Annotated in this window: 20 protein-coding genes; 9 read left to right on the top strand and 11 right to left on the bottom strand. The window is 69.5% G+C overall.

Annotated features, from left to right (window positions below; all coding sequences use genetic code 11):
• The 6 genes from BMZ47_RS11460 to BMZ47_RS11435 all read left to right on the top strand — a co-directional run.
• A partial coding sequence (locus BMZ47_RS11460) for a transposase (RefSeq protein ID WP_167369031.1) occupies positions 1 to 501 on the top strand: 501 nt, incomplete at its 5' end.
• A gap of 399 nt (positions 502 to 900) precedes the next feature.
• Complete coding sequence (locus tag BMZ47_RS11455) at positions 901 to 2,193, top strand: MFS transporter (protein ID WP_007562046.1); 1,293 nt, start codon at positions 901 to 903, stop codon at positions 2,191 to 2,193.
• A gap of 7 nt (positions 2,194 to 2,200) precedes the next feature.
• Positions 2,201 to 3,421, top strand: coding sequence for a CaiB/BaiF CoA transferase family protein (locus BMZ47_RS11450; protein ID WP_208601039.1), 1,221 nt, complete (start codon positions 2,201 to 2,203; stop codon positions 3,419 to 3,421).
• 17 nt (positions 3,422 to 3,438) lie between these two features.
• Positions 3,439 to 4,251, top strand: coding sequence for an enoyl-CoA hydratase/isomerase family protein (locus BMZ47_RS11445; RefSeq protein WP_007562051.1), 813 nt, complete (start codon positions 3,439 to 3,441; stop codon positions 4,249 to 4,251).
• Between the two features lie 60 nt (positions 4,252 to 4,311).
• Positions 4,312 to 4,527 (top strand): hypothetical protein, encoded by a 216-nt coding sequence (locus BMZ47_RS11440; protein WP_139220969.1) that lies wholly within the window; start codon positions 4,312 to 4,314, stop codon positions 4,525 to 4,527.
• Entirely contained in the window at positions 4,524 to 5,156 is a 633-nt protein-coding gene (locus tag BMZ47_RS11435) for a PIN domain-containing protein (protein WP_091862036.1), read from the top strand. Before BMZ47_RS11440 ends, BMZ47_RS11435 begins: the two co-directional genes overlap by 4 nt.
• Positions 5,157 to 5,180: 24 nt before the next feature.
• Here the strand turns inward: BMZ47_RS11435 and BMZ47_RS11430 are convergent, their stop codons facing one another.
• Positions 5,181 to 5,648, bottom strand: coding sequence for a YbaK/EbsC family protein (locus tag BMZ47_RS11430; protein WP_091862035.1), 468 nt, complete (start codon positions 5,646 to 5,648; stop codon positions 5,181 to 5,183).
• A gap of 292 nt (positions 5,649 to 5,940) precedes the next feature.
• Here BMZ47_RS11430 and BMZ47_RS29140 point away from each other — a divergent pair, with 292 nt between their 5' ends.
• Positions 5,941 to 6,072 carry a hypothetical protein gene (locus BMZ47_RS29140; RefSeq protein ID WP_007562055.1) on the top strand — a complete coding sequence of 44 codons (132 nt, stop codon included), beginning with the start codon at positions 5,941 to 5,943 and terminating at the stop codon, positions 6,070 to 6,072.
• Between the two features lie 188 nt (positions 6,073 to 6,260).
• On the opposite strand, the gene BMZ47_RS11425 is transcribed toward BMZ47_RS29140, so the two are convergent.
• The 4 genes from BMZ47_RS11425 to dctP all read right to left on the bottom strand — a co-directional run bounded on the left by BMZ47_RS11425 (position 6,261) and on the right by dctP (position 9,659).
• Positions 6,261 to 6,500: a hypothetical protein gene (locus BMZ47_RS11425; RefSeq protein ID WP_244471642.1), complete on the bottom strand. Its 240-nt coding sequence runs from the start codon at positions 6,498 to 6,500 to the stop codon at positions 6,261 to 6,263.
• Between the two features lie 98 nt (positions 6,501 to 6,598).
• Entirely contained in the window at positions 6,599 to 7,951 is a 1,353-nt protein-coding gene (locus BMZ47_RS11420; RefSeq protein ID WP_091862032.1) for a TRAP transporter large permease, read from the bottom strand.
• Positions 7,951 to 8,640, bottom strand: a complete 690-nt coding sequence (locus BMZ47_RS11415; RefSeq protein WP_091862029.1) for a TRAP transporter small permease — start codon at positions 8,638 to 8,640, stop codon at positions 7,951 to 7,953. The genes BMZ47_RS11420 and BMZ47_RS11415 overlap by 1 nt, the downstream gene beginning before the upstream one ends.
• Positions 8,637 to 9,659 carry a TRAP transporter substrate-binding protein DctP gene (gene dctP / locus BMZ47_RS11410; RefSeq protein ID WP_091862025.1) on the bottom strand — a complete coding sequence of 341 codons (1,023 nt, stop codon included), beginning with the start codon at positions 9,657 to 9,659 and terminating at the stop codon, positions 8,637 to 8,639. The genes BMZ47_RS11415 and dctP overlap by 4 nt, the downstream gene beginning before the upstream one ends.
• Positions 9,660 to 9,855: 196 nt before the next feature.
• Here dctP and BMZ47_RS11405 point away from each other — a divergent pair, with 196 nt between their 5' ends.
• Both BMZ47_RS11405 and BMZ47_RS11400 read left to right on the top strand, forming a co-directional pair.
• Positions 9,856 to 10,509 (top strand): GntR family transcriptional regulator, encoded by a 654-nt coding sequence (locus BMZ47_RS11405; RefSeq protein WP_091862022.1) that lies wholly within the window; start codon positions 9,856 to 9,858, stop codon positions 10,507 to 10,509.
• A gap of 113 nt (positions 10,510 to 10,622) precedes the next feature.
• Positions 10,623 to 11,564, top strand: a complete 942-nt coding sequence (locus BMZ47_RS11400; protein WP_091862019.1) for a class I SAM-dependent methyltransferase — start codon at positions 10,623 to 10,625, stop codon at positions 11,562 to 11,564.
• On the opposite strand, the gene BMZ47_RS11395 is transcribed toward BMZ47_RS11400, so the two are convergent.
• The 6 genes from BMZ47_RS11395 to BMZ47_RS11370 form a co-directional block, all read right to left on the bottom strand.
• Complete coding sequence (locus tag BMZ47_RS11395; protein WP_007562069.1) at positions 11,540 to 12,220, bottom strand: GntR family transcriptional regulator; 681 nt, start codon at positions 12,218 to 12,220, stop codon at positions 11,540 to 11,542. The genes BMZ47_RS11400 and BMZ47_RS11395 overlap by 25 nt on opposite strands.
• 60 nt (positions 12,221 to 12,280) lie before the next feature.
• A complete protein-coding gene (locus BMZ47_RS11390; protein WP_091862015.1) occupies positions 12,281 to 15,244 on the bottom strand; it encodes an FAD-binding and (Fe-S)-binding domain-containing protein in 2,964 nt (987 codons plus the stop codon).
• Positions 15,245 to 15,555: 311 nt separating this feature from the next.
• Positions 15,556 to 17,361: an IlvD/Edd family dehydratase gene (locus BMZ47_RS11385; RefSeq protein WP_007562073.1), complete on the bottom strand. Its 1,806-nt coding sequence runs from the start codon at positions 17,359 to 17,361 to the stop codon at positions 15,556 to 15,558.
• Positions 17,362 to 17,372: 11 nt separating this feature from the next.
• A complete protein-coding gene (locus tag BMZ47_RS11380) occupies positions 17,373 to 18,107 on the bottom strand; it encodes an SDR family oxidoreductase (RefSeq protein WP_007562076.1) in 735 nt (244 codons plus the stop codon).
• A gap of 90 nt (positions 18,108 to 18,197) precedes the next feature.
• On the bottom strand, positions 18,198 to 18,965 hold the full coding sequence (locus tag BMZ47_RS11375; RefSeq protein ID WP_091862012.1) for an SDR family oxidoreductase: 768 nt from the start codon (positions 18,963 to 18,965) through the stop codon (positions 18,198 to 18,200).
• A 69-nt stretch (positions 18,966 to 19,034) separates the two neighbouring features.
• Positions 19,035 to 19,736, bottom strand: coding sequence for a GntR family transcriptional regulator (locus BMZ47_RS11370; RefSeq protein ID WP_091862009.1), 702 nt, complete (start codon positions 19,734 to 19,736; stop codon positions 19,035 to 19,037).
• Positions 19,737 to 19,792: the final 56 nt, after the last annotated feature.

The raw sequence follows: 19,792 nt of genomic DNA, 5'->3' as shown, positions 1-19,792 counted from the left end.
CTGGCCGCCCCCGGCGCCGAGCCGGTGCGGACCTGCCTGGAGGCGCTGCGAACCTGCCTCGACACCCAGATCCAGGCCCTCGGCGCCGCCATCGCCGCGCTGGTGCGCGCCGCCGCCGAACTCGTCCGCGCCGAGCGGGTCCTGCGCGCCATCCCGGGCATCGGCGCCACCACCGCCGCCCTGATTGGTCTCATGCCCGAACTCGGCCGCATCGACCGCCGTCAGGCCGCCGCCCTGGCCGGCGTCGCCCCCCACCGCAACCAGAGCGGTGCCACCGACGCCTATCGCCGAACCCGCGTCGGCAGGCCCGAGGTCAAGCGCACCCTGTTCATGGCCGCGATGGCGGCCAGCCGCCACAACCCCATCCTCCGGGACGCCTACCGGCGCCTGCGCGACGCCGGAAAGAAGCCCATCGTCGCCATCACAGCCCTCATGCGACGCCTCATCGTCACCGCAAACGCACGCCTGCGCGACGCATACGCTCAAGCCGCCGCCAACTGAGTTGATGACAGGGTGGCGCTTGAGCTGCCTCTGCGAGGGCTTGGTGTAGGCCGACAGCCTAAGGCAGACACCCCAACGAGCAGAGCGTCCACACATCGCACGGCTGGCTGGAGGGGTCGCTGGATGCGGCGCCGCACGACAAAATCGTCGGTGAGAGAGGCCGCGCTCGGACCCGCTCCGAGCATCTGCACTTCCTCGATCGATAAACCGAAACGGGAGCCCCACGGCTCCCGTTTCGCGTTTCCGCCGACAGATTGAATTCGTGCCCACCCCCCTCGACGCACGGTTGCCTTCCGGTGCAAGAGGCGTTTGAATAACGAATACCAAAGAGCGCCCGTCCCCGTGACGAGGCGCCGGGCGACCGGAAAACCCGGCGCCGTCAGAGCGGAGGAACCGTCGATGCTCAAGCGCATGAGCGCCACCAATGGCGTGCTCGGCCTGCTCTGCGTGATGTATTTCATCACCTATCTGGACCGGGTGAACATCGCGACCGCCGGCGCCGAGATCATTCGCGAATTCGGCATGTCGAAGACCGATTTCGGCCTGATCCTCTCGGCCTTCGCCTATCCCTACGCGATCTTCCAGGTCATCGGCGGCTCGGTCGGCGACAAGTTCGGCGCCCGGCGCACGCTCCTCGTCTGCGGCATGATCTGGGCCTCGGCCACGATCCTTACCGGCCTGGTCGGCGGGCTGATCAGCCTGTTCCTGGCCCGGGTGCTGCTGGGCTTCGGCGAGGGCGCGACCTTCCCGACCGCCACCCGGGCGATGCAGAACTGGACGGCGCCGGGCAAGCGCGGCTTCGCCCAGGGCATCACCCACGCCTTCGCCCGGCTCGGCAACGCGGTGGCGCCGCCGATCGTGGCCTTCCTGATGTACCATTTCGGCTGGCGCACCAGCTTCGTGATCCTGGGCGGGGTCAGCTTCGTCTGGGTCGCGATCTGGTACCTGTATTTCCGCGACGACCCGTCCGATCACCCGACCATCACGGCCAAGGAGCTCGAGGCCCTGCCGCCGCCCAAGAAGGTCGGGGCCAAGCAATCGGTGCCGTGGGGCGCGCTGACCCGGCGCATGCTGCCGGTGACCATCACGTATTTCTGCTACGGCTGGACCCTGTGGCTGTTCCTCGGCTGGCTGCCGAGCTTCTTCAAGGAGAATTACGGCCTCGATCTCAAGAACTCGGCCCTGTTCGCCTCCGGGGTCTTCTTTGCCGGCGTCGTCGGCGATACGGTCGGCGGCATGCTGAGCGACTCGATCCTCCATCGCACCGGCAACGTGAAGCTCGCCCGCCTCTCGGTGATCGTGGTGGGCTTCCTCGGCGCGGCCGCGAGCCTGGCCGGGGTCTTCCTCACCCGCGACCTGACCCTGGTGGCTTTGCTGCTCTCCTCCGGCTTCTTCTTCGCCGAGCTGGTGATCGGGCCGATCTGGTCGGTGCCGATGGATATCGCCCCGAAATATGCCGGCACCGCCAGCGGGCTGATGAATACTGGCTCGGCGGTGGCGGCGATCGTCTCGCCGATCGTGTTCGGGCTGATCGTCGACCTAACCGGCAGCTGGACCTTGCCCTTCGTCGGCTCGGTCGGGCTCTGCCTGCTCGGCGCCGCCCTGGCCTTCACGATGCATCCCGAGCGCGAATTCGTGGATCCCGTCACTGGGCCGGTCGGCCCCGTGGCGACCGTGCCGGCCGGGGAGTAGCGCCGCGATGGCGGAACAGATGGGACGTTCGGGGCCGCTCGCCGGCATGCGGGTGATCGAGCTGGCCCACATCATGGCCGGCCCGGTCTGCGGGCTGATGCTCGCCGACATGGGCGCGGAGGTGATCAAGGTCGAGAAGATGGAGGGCGACGACACCCGTCGCACCGTCCCGCCGGCGCTCGAGGGTGAGAGCGCCGCCTATATGATGATGAACCGCGGCAAGCGCGGCCTCAGCCTCGACCTCAAGAACCCGGACGGCGTCGCGGTGCTGCGCCGCCTGCTCGCCAACGCCGACGCGCTCATCGAGAATTACCGCGGCGGCACCATGGAGCGGCTGGGCATCGGCTACGAGACCCTGCGGCAGGAATTCCCGGCGCTGGTCTATTGCTCGCTCTCGGGCTTCGGCCGCACCGGGCCCTATGCCGACCGGGCTGGGTTCGACCTGGTCGCGCAGGGCATGAGCGGGCTCATGTCGGTGACCGGGGAGGGGCCCGGCCGGCCGCCGATGAAATGCGGGCCGCCCGTAACCGACATCACCGCCGGGATCCTGGCCGCCATGGGCGTGCTCGCCGCCTATGCCCACCGGCTCCGGACCGGCCAGGGCCAGGCGGTGGACACCTCGCTGTTCGAGGCCGGGATCACCCACACCTACTGGCAATCGGCCATCGCCATGGCGACCGGCATCGCCCCGGGTCCGATGGGCTCGGCCCATCCGCTGAACGCGCCCTACGAGGCGTTCGAGACGGCGGACGGCTGGATCACCATCGGGGCGGCCAACCAGACCAACTGGCTGCGGTTGCTCAAGGCGATCGGCTCGGAGGCGCTCGCCGAGGATCCGCGCTTCGCGCTCAACCGCGACCGCATGGCCAACCGCCACGACCTCGCCGCCACCCTGGCGCCGATCTTCAGGGCGGAGACGTCCGAGGCCTGGCTCGCCCGCCTCGAAGCTGGCGGCGTCCCGGCGGGGCCGGTGCTCGACGTCAACGCCATGCACCGCGATCCGCAGACGCTCGCCCGCGCGATGGTGGTGGAGGTCGAGCACAGCCGGGTCGGCCGGATGAAGACGCTGGGCCTGCCGGTGAAGTTCTCGGACACGCCCGGCCGGGTCCACGGCCCGGCGCCGTTGCTCGGCGAGCATTCCCGGGCGATCCTGGCGGAAGCCGGCTACACCGCCTCCGAGATCGACGGCCTGATCGACCGGGGCGTGGTCCGCGAGACCGTGGCCTGAACCCCAGAGGACCTGCGATGAGTGCCACGCCCGCCACCGACGAGCTGCTGTTCACCACCGACGAGGCCGGGATCGCCCGGATCGTCCTCAACCGGCCGCAGGCCCGCAACGCGCTCACCTTCGCGATGTACCAGGGGCTGATCACCTGCTGCGAGGCGATCGCCGCCGACCCGGCCGTGAAGGCGCTGATCATCACCGGCGCCGGCGACAAGGCCTTCGCGGCCGGCACCGACATCGCCCAGTTCCGCGGCTTCGCGACCGCCGACGACGCGCTGGGCTACGAGCGCTTCATGGACCGGGTGCTCGGCGCCCTGGAGCGGCTGCGGGTGCCGACCATCGCGGCGATCGCGGGTGCCTGCACGGGCGGCGGTGCGGCCATCGCGGCGGCCTGCGACCTGCGGGTCGCGACCCGCGACGCCCGGTTCGGCTTCCCCATCGCCCGGACGCTCGGCAATTGCCTGAGCCAGGGCAATCTCAAGCGGCTCTCCGGGCTGATCGGCCCGGCCCGGGTCAAGGACATCATCTTCACCGCCCGGCTCGTGGGCGCCGAGGAGGCGCTGGCCATCGGCCTCGTCGGCGAGGTCGTGGACGATTGCGCGGCGCTGACCGTCCGGGTCGACGCCCTGGCGCAGCTCCTGGCCGGCCACGCGCCGCTGACCATGCAGGCCACCAAGGAAGGCTTGCGCCGCCTCGCCGAGGAGGAGCCGACCGCCGACGGCGCCCCGCATCCCGGCGATGACCTGATCCTGATGTGCTACATGAGCCAGGATTTCCGCGAGGGCATGGAGGCGTTCCTGGGCAAGCGCACCCCGGCCTGGAGCGGGCGTTGAAGGCCTGACGGCGCGGCGTTACATGGGTTGAGTTGACCAGAGAGACACGGCCCTTCGGCGATGGCGCTGTCCGATCTTCCCCGCACTCGACCGATGGAGACCGACGCACAGAGGCGTGCGCGGGAGGATGCAGCACGGGTTGAAATCGCGCGCCGGAATTTCGACCGCGTGGCAAGCCTGATCGCGAAGGCGCGCCCGCTCGCCCCCCGGACGGAAGATGTGAGCGACCTCGACCTGCTCGAGACTGCCACCGCTCTCAGCACACCGAAGAGGTGAGTGCGGGCATCGAGACCGCCGACGGCCAAGCGCCGTCCCGGTCGGTGCTGCGCATCTGCCTCGATGTGAATGTCTGGATCGCCTACCTACTCGCCCTGCAGCATGGGCGCACAGGCACGGCGCCGATGCGCTTGGTCGCGATGGTACAGGCCTTTGCAGCCGGGGAGATCCCTCTTCAGCTGACGGTGTCGCAGGAGATGCTCGGAACCCTCGAAACCGTGCTTCGGCGGCAAGGCCTTCCGCATCGCCTCGCCGACGCGTTTCCCCGGGTTGTCGACGGTCTGATGCGTGTCGGTCCCGAGAAGCTCAATCCGCCTGTACTGACAGCAGGACGGGACCAACTCGCCATGAACGACCGCGAGGATGCGGGCGTGCTGGCCTTCTGTATCGCCGATCGAGTCGATCTGTTGGTCACCGACAACCTCGCGGATTTTGCCACGAACGATTCCGAACGCCGCGAGACGCAGCGCGTCCGCCGCTCGAACGGCACGATCCGCCAGCTCTTCACCCTGCTGCACGAGCGGGCTGACGGGATCTCGCTCGTCGTGGCGCACCCGATCGATGCCGTCACCTGGCTCGAAAGCGGCTTCCGGCCGACGCCGGCATGGTTGCGCCAGCGCTATCCCTGACCTCCCTCGCCGGGAAATGCCCGCTCACCCCGGCTCCTGGCAGACATCGACCCAGGCGGCTCCGGTCAGCGTTGCCATGCGGTCCGGTGCGATGCGGACCGCGCTATGGGTGCTGCCGGCCGCGGGGACGACCTCGTCGAAGGTCTTGAGCGACACGTCGCAATAGATCGGCAGCGGCGCGATCAGCCCGAACGGGCAGACCCCGCCGACCGGGTGGCCGGTCGCCGCCTCGACCTCGGCGAGGTCGAGCATCCGGACCTTGCCGCCGAACACGGCCTTGGCCTTCCTGTTGTCGAGCCGCGCGTCGCCCCGGGTGACCACGAGGGCGACCTGGTCGCCGATCCGGATCGACAGCGTCTTGGCGATCTGCGCGGGGGCGACGCCGTGGCCGGCAGCGGCCTCGGCCACGGTGGCGGTGCTGGTGGTCAGCTCGATCACCGCGATGTCGGGCGCCCTCTCGGCGAAGAACGCCCTGACGGATTCGAGGCTCATGCAAGTGTCCCTGGAATAGAGGCGGCCCGAGCGGCGATGCGCGCCAGATCAGCCACGCATTATGGCAAAGCTTGTGCCGTGCGCCAGGGCCGTTCGGAAGGGTTGCGGCCGAACAGGCTTCGCGTGGTGAGGACACTATCTTTTGCGGTCGTTCGGGCGCAGGCTCGCCGCATTACCGGAACGGCGGCTTCAGGCTCCGGTGACTGCGGATCGGAGGTCCCCGCCTGTGACGGGCGGCCGTACGGGTCGGCCCGACGCGAAAAGCCGCCGTCACGCTCCGGAGGACGGCCCCATGAGCATCGAGAAGCAACGCGGCAACCGCGAGACGAAGAAGCCGAAGAAGCCGGTGCCGAAGATGAATGCCGCGGCCCCGTCCCAGAAGAACACCGTCGCATCGGTTGTGAAGCGGTCCGAGGGGCGCTGAGCCGGATCGCAGCCCGGGGCGCCGTTGCGGTCCAAGAACACCCGCGGCCCCGGGTTGCTTCGCTGCGCTCGCAATGACGGGATTGGCGCTGTCGAAGCGGGCGAGATCCGAGATGCTCTCCTCGTCCTGAGGTGGCGCCTACTTTGCGGGCGCATCTCAGGATGAGAGCGTGCGCGGGCGACGCGCGCTCACCCCTTCATCGGCCGCGCCTGCAAAATCGCCGCCCGCACGAACGGCCGCTTCAACAGGGTGCCGACATTCGCCCGGCCGACGAATTCCTGCGCCCCGGGATGGCTGCGCACCGCCTTGACCAAGTTGAGGCGGTGGCCGCTGCGGAAGCGGTAGGGCTCGGACACCGCCCCGCTCAGGAACGCCTCGACGCTGGCGTCGATCTCGTCCTCGGCGATCACGTTCGCCGTGTGCAGCATTTGGATGGTCTGAAGGTCGGTCATCGTCGATAGATAGGGCGGCGGCGCCGGTCACGCAGCCAAGGTTACCGGCGCCGCCGTTCGCGGGGAAGCCTTTCCTACCGCGTCGTCGCCAGCAGCAGGTCCGGCAGCCACATGGCGATGCTCGGGACCAGGCACAGGATCAGGATCGCCACCGCCATCAGCATCACGAAGGGCAGGGTGCCCCAGATGATGTCCGAGAGCGGGATGTCGGGGGCGATGTTCTTGATGACGAAGATGTTCAGGCCCACCGGCGGATGGATCAGGCCCATCTCCATGGTGATGGTCATCACCACGCCGAACCACACCAGATCGAAGCCCGCGGCCTTGAGCGGCGGCAGGATGATCGGCGCGGTCATCAGGATGATCGAAACCGGCGGCAGGAAGAAGCCGAGCACGATCACCAGGGCGAGGATCGTCACAAGCAGCACCCAGGGCGAGAGCTGCATCGCCACGATCGCGGCCGCGGCCGATTGCGACAGGTGCAGGTAGCTCATCACGTAGGCGTAGAGCAGCGACATGCCGATGATCAGCATCAGCATGGTCGATTCCCGCAGGGTCGCGACCAGGATCGGGCTGACGTCCCGGAACCGCCACACGCCGTAGATCGCCGCGATCAGGCCGAGCGCCAGCAGGCCGCCGAGGCCGGCGGTCTCCGAGGGGGTCGCGTAGCCGCCGTAGAGCGCCACCATCACGCCGGTGAGCAGGATCACGAAGGGCAGCACCCGCGGCAGCGTCGAGAAGCGCTGGGCCATGCTGTACTGCTCGTCGGCCAGGATCGGCGAGGCCGGGCCGCCGCGCTCCACCACCGCCTTGGCGGCGGAGAATTCCGAGCGGAACCGGTACATCGCCCAGGCGGCGAACAGGGCGACCAGCAGCAGCCCCGGCCCGATCCCGGCCAGGAACAGGCGCCCGAGCGATTGCTCGGAGGCGACCGCGTACAGGATCATGGTGATCGAGGGCGGCAGCAGGATGCCGAGCGTGCCGCCGGCCGCGATGATCCCGGCGGCGAAGCCCGGCGAGTAGCCGCGCTTGCGCATCTCCGGAATGCCGGCCGAGCCGATCGCCGAGCAGGTCGCCGGGCTGGAACCCGCCATGGCGGCGAACAGCGCGCAGGCGAAGACGTTGGCGATGCCGAGCCCGCCGGGAATGCGGTGCATCCAGGCATGCATCGCCGAGTAGAGGTCCTGGCCGGCCCGGGACCGCCCGATCGCCGCGCCCTTCAGGATGAACAGCGGGATCGACAGCAGGGTGATCGAGGCCATCTCCTCGTAGACGTTCTGGGCCACCGTATCGAGGGAGGCACCCGGCATGAACACGACCATGAAGGCCAGGGCCACGGCGCCGAGCGCGAACGCGATGGGGATGCCCGACAGCATCGCCCCGAGGGTGGCCCCCGCGTAGAGGAAGCCGATCGCCGCCGTGCTCATCACTTCACCCTCGCGTCGATCGTCTGGCCCATCGGATCGGGCCCCCGGGGCGTGACCCCGGGCGCGCCGTGCATGTCCTTGTTGACGTCGGCGCCGATGCCGATCTTCGGCTTGGCCCAGCCGGCCGCCCGAGGCCCGTAGAGCAGCGCCTCGGCGATCTGCAGGATGAACTGGAGGCACAGCAGGCTCATGCCGGCGGCCATCAGCGTGTAGGGGATCCAGAGCGGCGGCCCCCAGGTCGATTGCGAGGTCTGGCCGTCGATCCAGGCCTCGTGGTCCAGCGTCCAGCTCTTCCAGGCGAAGAACGCGCAGAAGGCGAGGCTGACCACGTCGACGAAGATCAGCCGCATCCGGTTGACCGCCGGCGGCAGCAGGCCGGTCAACGCCTCGATCGCGACGTGGCCGCGCTTGGCCTGGACCCCGGCGGCCGAGAAGAAGGTCGCCCCGACGATCAGGAAGACCGCCATCTCGTCCTGCCAGTCGGTCGGCTCCTTCAACAGGTAGCGGACGACGACGCTGTGGCTCAGCACCAGGCAGGCCGCGACGAGGCAGAGCCCGCCCAGCCCGAGGATCACGCGGTTGATGCCGCGCAGGGCCCGGTCGAACAGGCCGAGGAGGCCGGGGAGCCCGGGCTCCTCCGCGCCTTTCGCATCCGGAATCGCGGTGGCCGCGTCGAAGCCGTGGCTCACGCGACCTGCTCCGCGAGCTTCAGCAGTTCCGCGCAGCTCGCGTTGCGGCCGGCATAGTCCTTCCAGGCGGTCTCGCGGGCGAGTTCGCGCCACTGGCCGAGCACCTGCTCGTCGAGCTGCGAGACCTTGGCGCCGGCCTTGGAGAAGATCTGCTCGACCCGGGTGTCGTCCTCCTTGGCCCCGGTCTGGCCGAAGGCTTCGAGCTCCGCGCCCACCGCCATGATCAGGTCCTGCTGGTCCTTCGGCAGGCCGGAGAACACGGTCTTGGACATCATGATCGGCTCGAGCATGAACCAGTAGGAGCGCTCCCGGCCCGAGGTCAGCGCCTTCGAGAGCTCTTCCAGCCGGAACGAGATCAGGCTGGTGGACGAGGTGATCACCGCGTCGCAGGCGCCGGTCTGCATGGCCGCGTAGGATTCGTTCGACGGGATCGAGAGCGTCGCGGCGCCGGCCTGCTTCATCATCAGGTCCATCTCACGGGAGCCGCCGCGGACCTTCATGCCCTTGGCGTCGGACGGGGCGACCAGCGGCCGCTCGCGGCTGGCGACGCCGCCGGCCTGCCAGACCCACGAGACCAGGACGATGCCCTTCGATTCCAGCAGCTCGGTCAGCTTCCGGCCCACGGGCGCCGACTTCCACGCCACCGCCTGGGCGTAGGAGGTCACCAGCGCCGGCATCAGGCCGATATTCAGCTCCGCCACCTCGCCGCCCGCGTACGGGCTGGGGTAGAGCGACATGTCCAGGGCGCCCTTGCGCATGGCGCCGAACTGGGCGTTCGTCTTCATCAGCGACGAGCCGGGATAGACCTGGACCTCCAGGGCGCCCTGCGAGCGCTCGTTGATCGCCTTCGCGAATTTCCGGCACATGCGGTCGCGGAAATCGCCCTCGTCGATCGTCCCGCCCGGGAACTGGTGCGACAGCTTCAGGGTCGTGGCGGCCTGGGCGGCGCCGAGGCCGAATCTCAGGATGGCGGGCGCCGTGAGGGCGGCCGCGACCAGCGTGCGACGTGTCGGCGTCATTGCTCTCTCCCGCGCCGCACTCTTGGCGGCAATGATTTTGTGCGCCGCAATATTGTCTTGCAGTGCTTGTATGCAAGAAAAACCGTCTTGTATATTTTGTCAACGGTGGAGCATATGTGATTGGCATCAAGCCCGGCGGTCAGCCAGGAACCGGGCAGATGCGGCGCCGGCCTGTCGGCGCGGAGGGACCGGAGGGATGAGTCACGCCCAGCGGCTGCGGCAGCGGATCGAGGACGAGATCGTCTCGGGCGAGCTCGCCCTCGGGTCGCGGCTCGACGAGAACCAGCTCGCGGCGCGCTTCGGGGTCTCACGCACCCCGATCCGGGAGGCGTTGCTCCAGCTCGCGGCCACCGGCCTCGTCCAGGCCAAGCCGCGGCGCGGCGCCATCGTGAGCGCGCCGGAACCGCACCTGCTGCTCGCCATGTTCGAGGCCATGGCGGAGATGGAAGCCGCCTGCGGCCGGCTCGCCGCCCGCCGCCTGGTTCCGGAGGATTCGGAGGCCCTGCAGGCCGCGCTCGCCGGCTGCAAGGCGGCGATGGCCCAGGAGGATACCGAGAGCTACTACGCCGAGAATTATGTGTTCCACACGGTGGTCTACCGGGCGAGCCGCAACGCCTTCCTGGCCGAGCAGGCATTGTCGCTGCATCGCCGCCTGGCGCCCTACCGCAGGTTGCAGCTGCGGGTCCGCCAACGACTCCCGCAATCGCTCGCCGAGCACGAGGCGATCGTCGCCGCGATCGTCGCCGGCGACGAGATCCGCGCGGCCGAGGCCCTGCGCAGCCACGTCATCGTCCAGGGCGACCGCTTCACCGATCTGGTGGCCGGCCTCTGGGCGCCGAACGCCGCCTGAGCGGGCGAAGGCGCGCCCTATCGTGCGCACCGAGACGATTGCGTAGCCCCGCGTTCTGACTCGACTAGAAGTTGCAGCTTGAGCAAGGTCGCCTCGTGAGAACGAGGACGGGCATGCTGAAGGACATCGTGAGAAGCGCGGGGCGCCGGGCCGGCGTCGATATCTTCCGGGCGAGCACGGAGCCGTTCCGCTGGAGCCACACGGTCCACGATTACCACCCGGTGGTGCCGTCCTCCCGCTGGACGCCCGGCAGCCCGCCGCACGGCCAGCTGCGCTCGGTCCTCGCCCGGGAGAGCGCGGCCTACGAAGCCTTCCTCGACGCGCTGGAGGGCCAGGCCGACCTGCTCCACAGCGTCCCGCACGAATCCCGCCTCGCCGACCCGGTGACGCCGCACTGGGACAACACCTGGTTCACCGCGCTCGACGCGGCCGCCTTGATGACGATGCTGGCCTGGAAACGGCCTGCCCGCTACCTCGAGATCGGCTCCGGCTGCTCGACCTGCTTTGCCCGCTACACGATCCACGCGCTGAACCTGCCGACCACGATCACCTCGATCGACCCGATGCCCCGGCGGGAGATCGACGCGATCTGCGACCGGACCCTTCGCGCGCCCCTCGAGGGCTGCGACCTCACACTCTTCGAAGAGCTGCGGGCCGGGGACATCGTCTTCTTCGACGGATCGCACCGCTCCTTCGCGAATTCCGACGTGACGGTGTTCTTCTTCGAAGTGATGCCGCGGCTCGCGCCGGGCGTGATCGTCCAGATCCACGACATCTTCATCCCGGACGACTACCCGGCTGCGTGGAACTGCCGCCTCTACAACGAGCAGTACCTGCTGGCCGCCATGCTGTTATGCGGCGCCCCGCCGTTCCGGGTGACCGCCCCGGTGATGTATCTCTGCCAGGATCCGGCGATGCGCGCCCGGGTCACGGCGGTCTTCGCCGCCCGCGGGGCCGGCCCCGACATCCCGTTCCTCTACCCGAACGATTCCCGCACGCCGGGCGCCTCGTTCTGGTTCGAGATGACCGCTCAGCCGGCCTCTGCAACCCCGTAATTGGCGGCGATGACGGACTTCTTCCCGCGGATGTGCTCGCGCATCAGCACCGCCAGGGCGGCCCCGTCCCGGGCGCGCAGCAGCGCGATCATGCGCTCGTGCTCCGACACGGCCCGGGCCCATTGGTCCGGGGTCTGCCGGGCAGAGTAGCGCGACCGCTGGATCCGGCCCGACAGGCTCTCGTAGATGTTGGCCAGCACGCCGTTGCGGCTGGCCGCCATGATGCCTTCGTGGATCCGCCGGTTGTAGCTGAAATACCCGGCCTCGTCGCCGCTCTTCCAGGCCGCCACCATCGCGTTGTGATCGACCTCGATCGCGTCGATCTCGGCCTCGGAGATCGTCCGGCAGGCCAGGTCGCCGGCGGTGGCCTCGAGCCCGGCGATCACCTCCATCATCTCCTCGAGCTCCGTCTCGGAGATGCTGGCGACCCGCGCCCCGCGGTTCGGCAGCAGCTCGAGGAGCCCCTCGGTCGCCAGGATCTTGATCGCCTCCCGCAGCGGCGTGCGCGAGATGCCGAAGCGCTCGGTCAGCTCGCCCTCGTTGATGCGCGCCTTGGGCTCCATCTCCCCGGAGCGGATCAGTTCCCGCATCCGGTCCGCCACCTCGTCATGGAGATAGCGGCGGCTGATTCCGATGCCGGTGTCGATTTTGTTCATGAGCCGACGGTGCACGCAAGGTCAAAGCAACCCGTCCGGCATGTGTAGGTGCACGACAATTCAGTGTCGAGGCAGGGGGGCGTGCACGAGAGCGTCATCGAGAACGCGCGCCACGTGTTGAGCCTCCAGCCCCAAGCCGTCATGGATCTGGTGGCGACAGCTGGTCCCGTCGGCCACGACAAGGTCGTCCGGCCCGGCCGCGCGCAGCGCCGGGAACAGCGACAGCTCCGCCATGGCGAAGGAGGTCTCGATCGTCTCGGCTCCGTAGCCGAAGGCGCCGGCCATGCCGCAGCAGCTCGACTCGATGACCCGCACGTCGAGGCCCGGCACCGACCGCAGCACGGTCTCCACCGAGCCCATCACGCCGAACGATTTCTGGTGACAATGCCCGTGCAGATGCGCGACCCGGCCGCCCTGGTCCGCCAGCGGCAGCGCGATCCGGCCGGCCGCGAGGTCGCCGGCCAGCAATTCCTCGAACAGCAGCGACTGCCTGGCCAGCAGCGCCGTGTCCTCGCCCGGCAGCAAGGCGGAAAACTCGTCCCGGAAGGTCAGCAGGCAGGACGGCTCCAGGCCGACCACCCGGGCGCCGGCCCGGACGAAGGGCAGCAGCGTGTCGAGGGTCCGCCGCGCCTCGGCGCGGGCCCGGTCGGTCTGGCCCGAGGCCAGCCAGGTCCGGCCGCAGCAGAGCGGCCGCCGCCCGCGCGACGGGTAGGCCCGGTGGATGCGGTAGCCGGCAGCGCGAAGAACCCGCTCGGCGGCTTCCAGGTTCTCCCGCTCGAAGGCGCGGTTGAACGTGTCGCCGAACAGGATGACGTCGCGGAAATCCCCGGTCACGTCGCCGGGATGGGCCGCCTCGCCCTGCTCGCTCCACGGCCGCCGCCAGCGCGGCAGCGAGCGCTTGGCCGAGAGCCCGACCATCCGCTCCGACAGGGCGGCCAGCGCCGGGTGCCGGTCGCGCAGGTTGAGGAGCGGCGCGAGCTTGGCGGCGATCCCTGCGTAATGCGGCATCAGGCCGATGATCCGGTCGCGCAGGGGTAGCCCGTGGCGGGCATGGTAGTGGTGCAGGAACTCGACCTTCATCTTGGCCATGTCGACGCCCGTCGGGCATTCCCGGCGGCAGGCCTTGCAGGAGACGCAGAGGTCGAGGGTGCGCTTCATCGCCTTGCTGGTGAAGGCATCCGGTCCGAGCTGGCCCGAGATCGCGAGGCGCAGGGAATTGGCCCGGCCGCGGGTGAGGTGCTCCTCCTCCCGGGTCGCCCGGTAGGATGGGCACATCGCGCCGCCGGCGAGCTTCCGGCAGGTGCCGTTGTTATTGCACATCTCGACCGCCGCGCCGAAGCCGCCCCAATCCGACCAGTCGAGGGCGGGCTTGAGCGGCTGGGTCACGGCGTAGTCGGGCTTGAACCGGAACAGGCTCCGGTCGTCCATGGTCAGCGGCCGGACGATCTTGCCGGGATTGAGCCTGTTCTCCGGGTCGAACGCGTCCTTCACGGTCTCGAAGGCGCCGGTCAGGACTGGGCCGAAGAGCGGCGCGATGTATTCCGAGCGCGAGATGCCGTCGCCGTGCTCGCCGGAATAGGAGCCCTTGTAGCGGCGCACCAGCTCGGAGGTCTCCTCCGCGATGGCGCGCATCCGCTTCACGTCGCCTCCGTCCTTCATGTCGAGGATCGGGCGGACATGGAGGCAGCCGACGGAGGCGTGGGCGTACCAGGTGCCGCGGGTGCCGTGCCTGGTGAACACGTCCGTCACCGCATCCGTGTAATCGGCCAGATGCTCCAGCGGCACCGCGCAATCCTCGATGAACGAGACAGGCTTCGCGTCGCCCTTCATCGACATCATGATGTTGAGGCAGGCCTCGCGTACCTCCCAGACGGAGCGCTGGCGCGCCGGCTCCAGGATCTCGACGACGGCGTCCGGGAAGCCGTGATCGGCCATGCAGGCATCGAGGCGCTTCAGGTCGCGCTTTAGAACGGCAAGGTCGTCCCCGGCGAACTCCGCCAACAGCAGGCAGTTCGGCTTGCCGCGGGTGATGTCGGCGAGCGTGGTCCGGAACAGCGGGATGTCGGCGCCCAGCACCAGCACGTTGTTGTCCACCAGCTCCACCGCCACGGGGTCGAGGGCGACGATATGCTGCGTCGTCTCCATGGCGGCCCGGAACGACGGGAAGTGGCAGACACCCATGACCCGGTGGGCCGGCAGGCGCGACAGCTTGAGGGTCACCGAGGTCGTGGCGGCGAGCGTCCCCTCAGAGCCGACGAGGAGATGCGCGAGATTCGGGCGCGGCTCGACCAGGGCGTCGAGATTGTAGCCACCCACGCGCCGCTGCACCTTCGGGTAGCGGGCCTCGATCTCGTCGCGGTGAAGCACGGCGAGGGCGCGCATGCGCTCGGCCAAGGATTCCGCGTGCGCCGAGCCGCTCACCCCGGAACTCGCATTGCCGATCAGGCCGAAGCCGAAGGCCTCACCGCCTGGCAGCAGCGCCTCCATCGCCAGGACGTTGTCGCTCATCTTGCCGTAGCGCAGCGAGCGGGCGCCGCAGGAATTGTTGCCGGCCATGCCGCCGATGGTGCAGCGGGTGGCGGTCGAGGGTTCCACCGGGAAGAACCAGCCATCGGCCTTCACGCGGCTGTTCAGCCGCTCCAGCACCATGCCGGGCTCGACCGTGATCGTGCCGCCTTCCGGATCGTAGGCGCGGATGCCGTTGAAGTGGCGCGAGCAATCGACCACGAGGCCGGAGCCGATCGGCTGGCCGTTCTGCGAGGTGCCGCCGCCGCGCAGGATCACCGGCGCGCCGTGATCGGCGGCGATCCGCAGGGTCGCGGCGATGTCGGCGGCTGAGCGCGGCAGCACCACCCCGGCCGGCATGATCTGGTAGATCGAGGCATCGGTGCTGTAGCGGCCGCGGGTGAACGCGTCGAACCGCGCCTCCCCCTGCAACTGCTCCGCGAGCTTGCGGGCCAATCCCCCGTCCAGACGCGCCGCCGCGCGCGGCGAGGCCGCACTTCGAGCCTTGGCTTGCGTCACGGCCGATCCCTCCCGAGGGCGCGTCCCCGCCCGTCGAGAGAATTGTATTCAAAATTCACCGAGGAGGGAACGGGCGGTTGAAGGAGAGACCTTTGGGCACACCCTGTCGATGTCGCCGCGTGCGGCTTGTCTCGACGCCCAAGCGATCCACCCTGTCATCCCGGGGCGCCTGCGGCGCCCCGGGATGACACAGTGATCGCTCCTGCCGCGGATACAAAATCTCAGCCCGTAAAGAGCTGGGAAATGCCCGGGTTGCGCAGCAGCGTAGTCGTCCCTGCTGTCGCCGAACGTCCTTCAGCCGCAAGCCTGCCTCAGTGATTGTCCCGTGGCACGCCCGACGTCTGCGCCACCTTCTGGAACTTCACCGCCCCCTTCAGCACCATGCCCTCGTTGAGCTGAGCCACCTGATCCCGGTAGATCTCCTGCCAGGGCGTCTGGGTCGCCGGGTAGGGGAAGCCGCCCCGGCTCGCCAGGTCGGACCGACGGCGCTCCAGCTCCTCGGGCGGGAGCAGGATGTCGGCACGGCGGGTGTTGAGGTCGATGCGGACCCGGTCACCGGATTGAAGCAGCGCCAGGCCGCCGCCCACCGCCGCCTCCGGCGAGGCGTTGAGGATCGCGGGCGTGCCCGAGGTGCCGGATTGGCGACCGTCGCCGATGCAGGGCAGGGAGGTCACGCCGCGGCGGATCAGCTCGCCCGGCGGCTGCATGTTCACCACCTCGGCCGCGCCGGGATAGCCGACCGGGCCGGCGCCGCGCATGATCAGGACGGTGTTCTCGTCGATCCCGAGCGCCGGATCGTCGATGCGGTGGTGGTAATCCTCCGGCCCGTCGAACACGACCACGGGGCCCTCGAACGCCATCGGGTCCTCGGGGTTGCGCAGGTAGCGGGCGGCGAATTCCTCCGAGATCACGCAGGTCTTCATGATCGCCGAATCGAACAGGCTGCCCTTGAGGTTGAGGAAGCCCGCCCGCTCCATCAGCGGCGTCTCGTAGGCCCGGATCACCTCGCGGTTCCAGCTGTGCCGGCCGCGATAATTCTCGCCGACGGTCAGCCCGTTGCAGGTCGGCGCCTCGGTGTGGACCTTCCCGGCCTCGATCAGCTCGGCGAAGACGGCCGGCAGGCCGCCCGCGCGGAAATACTCCTCGCCAAGCCAGCGGCCCGCGGGCTGCATGTCGACCAGCAGCGGGATCTCGAAGCCGACCCGCTCCCAGTCGTCGCAGGTCAGCGGCACGCCGATATGCTTGGCGATGGCGTTGATGTGGATCGGCGCGTTGGTCGAGCCGCCGATAGCGGCATTGGCCACGATCGCGTTCTCGAACGCCTCCCGGGTCAGGATGTCGGACGGCTTCAGGTCCTCCCAGACCATGTCGACGATGCGCAGGCCGGTGGCGTAGGCCGCCTGGCCGCGCTCGCGATAGGGCGCGGGGATCGCCGAGGAGCCGGGAAGCGCCAAGCCGAGCGCCTCGGCGAGCGCATTCATGGTCGAGGCCGTGCCCATCGTGTTGCAATGGCCCGTGGACGGCGCCGAGGAGCCGACGATGTCCATGAATTGCTGGAAGTCGATATCGCCGGCCGCATGACGCTCGCGGGTCTTCCAGACGATCGTGCCGGAGCCGGTCAGCTCCTTCTGGAAATAGCCGTTGAGCATCGGCCCGACATTGAGTGAGATCGCCGGGATGTTCACGGTGGCGGCCGCCATCAGGCAGGCCGGCATGGTCTTGTCGCAGCCGGTGAGCAGCACGACCCCGTCGAGGGGATAGCCGTACAGGACCTCGACCAGCGACAGGTAGGCGAGGTTCCGGTCCAGGGAGGCGGTGGGCCGCTTGCCGGTCTCCTGGATCGGGTGGCACGGGAACTCGAAGGCGACGCCGCCGGCCGCCGTGATGCCGTCGCGGACGCGCTTGGCCAACTCCAGATGGTGCCGGTTGCACGGGGACAGGTCGGAGCCGGTCTGGGCGATGCCGATCAGCGGCTTGCCGGACCGCAGCTCGGCGGGCGTGAGCCCGAAATTCAGGTAGCGCTCGAGATAGAGCGCGGTCATGCCGGGGTTGTGGGGATTGTCGAACCACGCCTTCGAGCGCAGGTCGGCGGGGGTCACGCGGCGCTTCTCGCTCATGGTCGAAATCCTCAGATCGTCATGCCACCGTCGATGGAATAGCTCTGGCCGGTCACGAAGGCGGCCTCGTCGCTCGCCAGGAACACCACCAGCGGGGCGATCTCCTCGGCCTTGGCCAGCCGGCCCATGGGCTGGCGGGCGATGAAGGCCTTGCGGGCCTCCACGGGGTCGTCGAACGCGTTGATCCGGTCGGCGAGGGAGGGCGTGTCGACCGTGCCCGGGCAGACGCAGTTGCAGCGGATCCCGCGGCCCACGTAATCCGCCGCCACCGACTTGGTCAGGCCGATCACCGCGGCCTTGGTCAGCCCGTAGACGAAGCGGTTCGGCAGGCCGCGCAGCGAGCCGGCGACGCTCGCCATGTTGACGATACTCCCGGCGCCCGCCTCAAGCATCCGTGGCAGGACCGCGCGGATCGTCCAGAACTGCGACCGGACGTTGAGGTTCACCGCGAAGTCGAAATCGGCATCGCTGGCGTCGAGCACCGTGCCGGCATGGACGTAGCCGGCGCAGTTGAACAGCACGTCGATCCGGTCGAGCGTGCCGGCCACCGCCTCGATTTGCGCCCGGTCGAGCACGTCGAGGGGCGCGGTGGTGACGTTCTCCACGCCGTCGAAGGTCCGCAGCGCCTCCGCCCGGACGTCGGTGGCCAGCACCCGAGCGCCCTCGCGCGCCATCGCCAGGACGCTCGCTCGGCCGATGCCCTGGCCGGCGGCCGTGACCAAGGCAGTCTTGCCCGAAAGACGCATCTCCCGATCCTCCCAGTCTCGCGGTCGTGGTGCCGCTCCGGTCTCAATCTGCCGCGATCCGCACCGCGGCGTCACGTGTCGCGCGGCCGATCAGGACAGCATCCGGGTATCGCCGTCGATGGAGATCGCCTGCCCCGAGATGGTCCGGCCCCGGGGTGAGCAGAGCAGCAGGATCTGGTCGGCCAGCTGGCGGGCGGTGACGTAATCCTTGACCGAGACGAACGAGAAGGCGCGGGCCTCCATCTCGGCAAAGCTCGTGCCCTGCTGCTGCGCCTTGGCCTCCAGGACCCGGCGCTGCCGGTCGCCGGCCACCAGGCCGGGCAGGATCGCGTTCACCCGGATGCCCGCCTCGCCGAGCTCGATCGCCAGGGACTTGGTGAAGCCGATCACCCCCCATTTCGCGGCCGCGTAGGGGCTGCGCAGGCCGAAGCCGAACTTGCCGGCCGCCGAGGACAGGTTGACGATCGAGCCGTTGCCGCTCGCGCGCAGATGCGGCACCGCGAGCCGGGCGCAGTTGAACTGGCTGGTGAGGCAGACCGTCAGGCAGCGGTCCCATTCCTCGGGGGCGATCTCCTCGACCCGCCCGGTCGGCCCGGCGATGCCGGCATTGTTGACCAAGACGTCGAGGCCGCCGAGATGATCGACCGCCTGATCCATCATGGCGGCGACCTGCTCACGGTCCGCGACATCGGTCCGGCTGCGGCCGACCTCGGCGGTCAGCGTCGCGAGCGCCGCCTCGTCGATGTCGCAGGCGAAGACCCGCGCGCCTTCCTCGAGAAACGCATCGACGATGCCGCGACCGATGCCGGCCGCGCCTGCCGTCACGAGCACGCGCAGGCCGGCGATTCCCAGATCCATATCGTCCCTCCTATCTCGGCATCGTCCCGAACGGCGGTTGCCGGGTTTCGGGACGATGCGCACCCAAAGCTACGTGTCCCGAAGGCCGCCGCGGGACATGATGAAGTCGGCCGCCTCGCGGATATCGGCTGCCAGCGCGGCGGCTGCCGCCGGCCCGTCGCCGGCTTCGATCGCCGCCAGCGCCTCGGCGTGCCGCCGCAGCGCGAAACCTTGGAGCAGCCGCTCCGGATGGGCGCGCAGGTCGAGGTTGATGACCGGACCCGCTTTCAGCCACAGCCGGGCAATGATCTCGTGCAGGGGCGCCAGCCCGCAGCCTGCGTAGATCGCGAAATGCAGGTCGCGGTTGAGCCGTACGGCCTGGGCGCTGTCGGGCCGCGCCGATTCGGCCTCGGCGCGGAACGCCGCCTCGGCCCGGCGGATCGCGGCGAGGTCCGCCTCGCTCCGGCGCTCGGCGGTGCGTGCGGCGGCCATGCCTTCGATCGCCATGCGGGTCTCGGCGAGCGCCCGGAAATCCTGCGCCGTCATGATCGGCACCCGGATCGCCCGGGTCGCCGCGACTTCGAGGACGCCGTCGGCCACGAGGCGGCTCACGGCCTCGCGCACCGGCATCACGGAGACGCCGAGCGCCGCCGCGCTCTGGCGCAGGGACAGCCGGTCGCCGGGCGCCAGCCGCCCGGAGGCGAGCAGGTCGGCCAGGGCCTCGTAGGCGGTGTCGGCGAGGGTGCGCCGTTCGAGCTGGGGCAGTTCGGCCAGGGCCGACATGGAACTCATGTGCCGACACTAGACGAATGTGGCACTATCGCGCTAGTGATCTGTGATCACAGTTC

The sequence above is a fragment of the Methylobacterium brachiatum genome, assembly GCF_900113845.1.
GTDB classification, from domain to species: Bacteria; Pseudomonadota; Alphaproteobacteria; order Rhizobiales; family Beijerinckiaceae; genus Methylobacterium; species Methylobacterium brachiatum.
The sequence above is the reverse complement of the archived record's forward strand: the minus strand, read 5'-3'. Positions and strand labels throughout refer to the sequence as shown.

What these genes read in the sequence shown, in the direction of transcription:
- BMZ47_RS11455 (WP_007562046.1), top strand. Translation starts at nt 901, where the DNA reads ATGCTCAAGCGCATGAGCGCCACCAATGGCGTGCTCGGCCTGCTCTGC.
- BMZ47_RS11450 (WP_208601039.1), top strand. Translation starts at nt 2,201, where the DNA reads ATGGCGGAACAGATGGGACGTTCGGGGCCGCTCGCCGGCATGCGGGTG.
- BMZ47_RS11445 (WP_007562051.1), top strand. Translation starts at nt 3,439, where the DNA reads ATGAGTGCCACGCCCGCCACCGACGAGCTGCTGTTCACCACCGACGAG.
- BMZ47_RS11440 (WP_139220969.1), top strand. Translation starts at nt 4,312, where the DNA reads ATGGCGCTGTCCGATCTTCCCCGCACTCGACCGATGGAGACCGACGCA.
- BMZ47_RS11430 (WP_091862035.1), bottom strand. Translation starts at nt 5,648, where the DNA reads ATGAGCCTCGAATCCGTCAGGGCGTTCTTCGCCGAGAGGGCGCCCGAC.
- BMZ47_RS29140 (WP_007562055.1), top strand. Translation starts at nt 5,941, where the DNA reads ATGAGCATCGAGAAGCAACGCGGCAACCGCGAGACGAAGAAGCCGAAG.
- BMZ47_RS11425 (WP_244471642.1), bottom strand. Translation starts at nt 6,500, where the DNA reads ATGCTGCACACGGCGAACGTGATCGCCGAGGACGAGATCGACGCCAGC.
- BMZ47_RS11420 (WP_091862032.1), bottom strand. Translation starts at nt 7,951, where the DNA reads ATGAGCACGGCGGCGATCGGCTTCCTCTACGCGGGGGCCACCCTCGGG.
- dctP (WP_091862025.1), bottom strand. Translation starts at nt 9,659, where the DNA reads ATGACGCCGACACGTCGCACGCTGGTCGCGGCCGCCCTCACGGCGCCC.
- BMZ47_RS11405 (WP_091862022.1), top strand. Translation starts at nt 9,856, where the DNA reads ATGAGTCACGCCCAGCGGCTGCGGCAGCGGATCGAGGACGAGATCGTC.
- BMZ47_RS11400 (WP_091862019.1), top strand. Translation starts at nt 10,623, where the DNA reads ATGCTGAAGGACATCGTGAGAAGCGCGGGGCGCCGGGCCGGCGTCGAT.
- BMZ47_RS11395 (WP_007562069.1), bottom strand. Translation starts at nt 12,220, where the DNA reads ATGAACAAAATCGACACCGGCATCGGAATCAGCCGCCGCTATCTCCAT.
- BMZ47_RS11385 (WP_007562073.1), bottom strand. Translation starts at nt 17,361, where the DNA reads ATGAGCGAGAAGCGCCGCGTGACCCCCGCCGACCTGCGCTCGAAGGCG.
- BMZ47_RS11380 (WP_007562076.1), bottom strand. Translation starts at nt 18,107, where the DNA reads ATGCGTCTTTCGGGCAAGACTGCCTTGGTCACGGCCGCCGGCCAGGGC.
- BMZ47_RS11375 (WP_091862012.1), bottom strand. Translation starts at nt 18,965, where the DNA reads ATGGATCTGGGAATCGCCGGCCTGCGCGTGCTCGTGACGGCAGGCGCG.
- BMZ47_RS11370 (WP_091862009.1), bottom strand. Translation starts at nt 19,736, where the DNA reads ATGAGTTCCATGTCGGCCCTGGCCGAACTGCCCCAGCTCGAACGGCGC.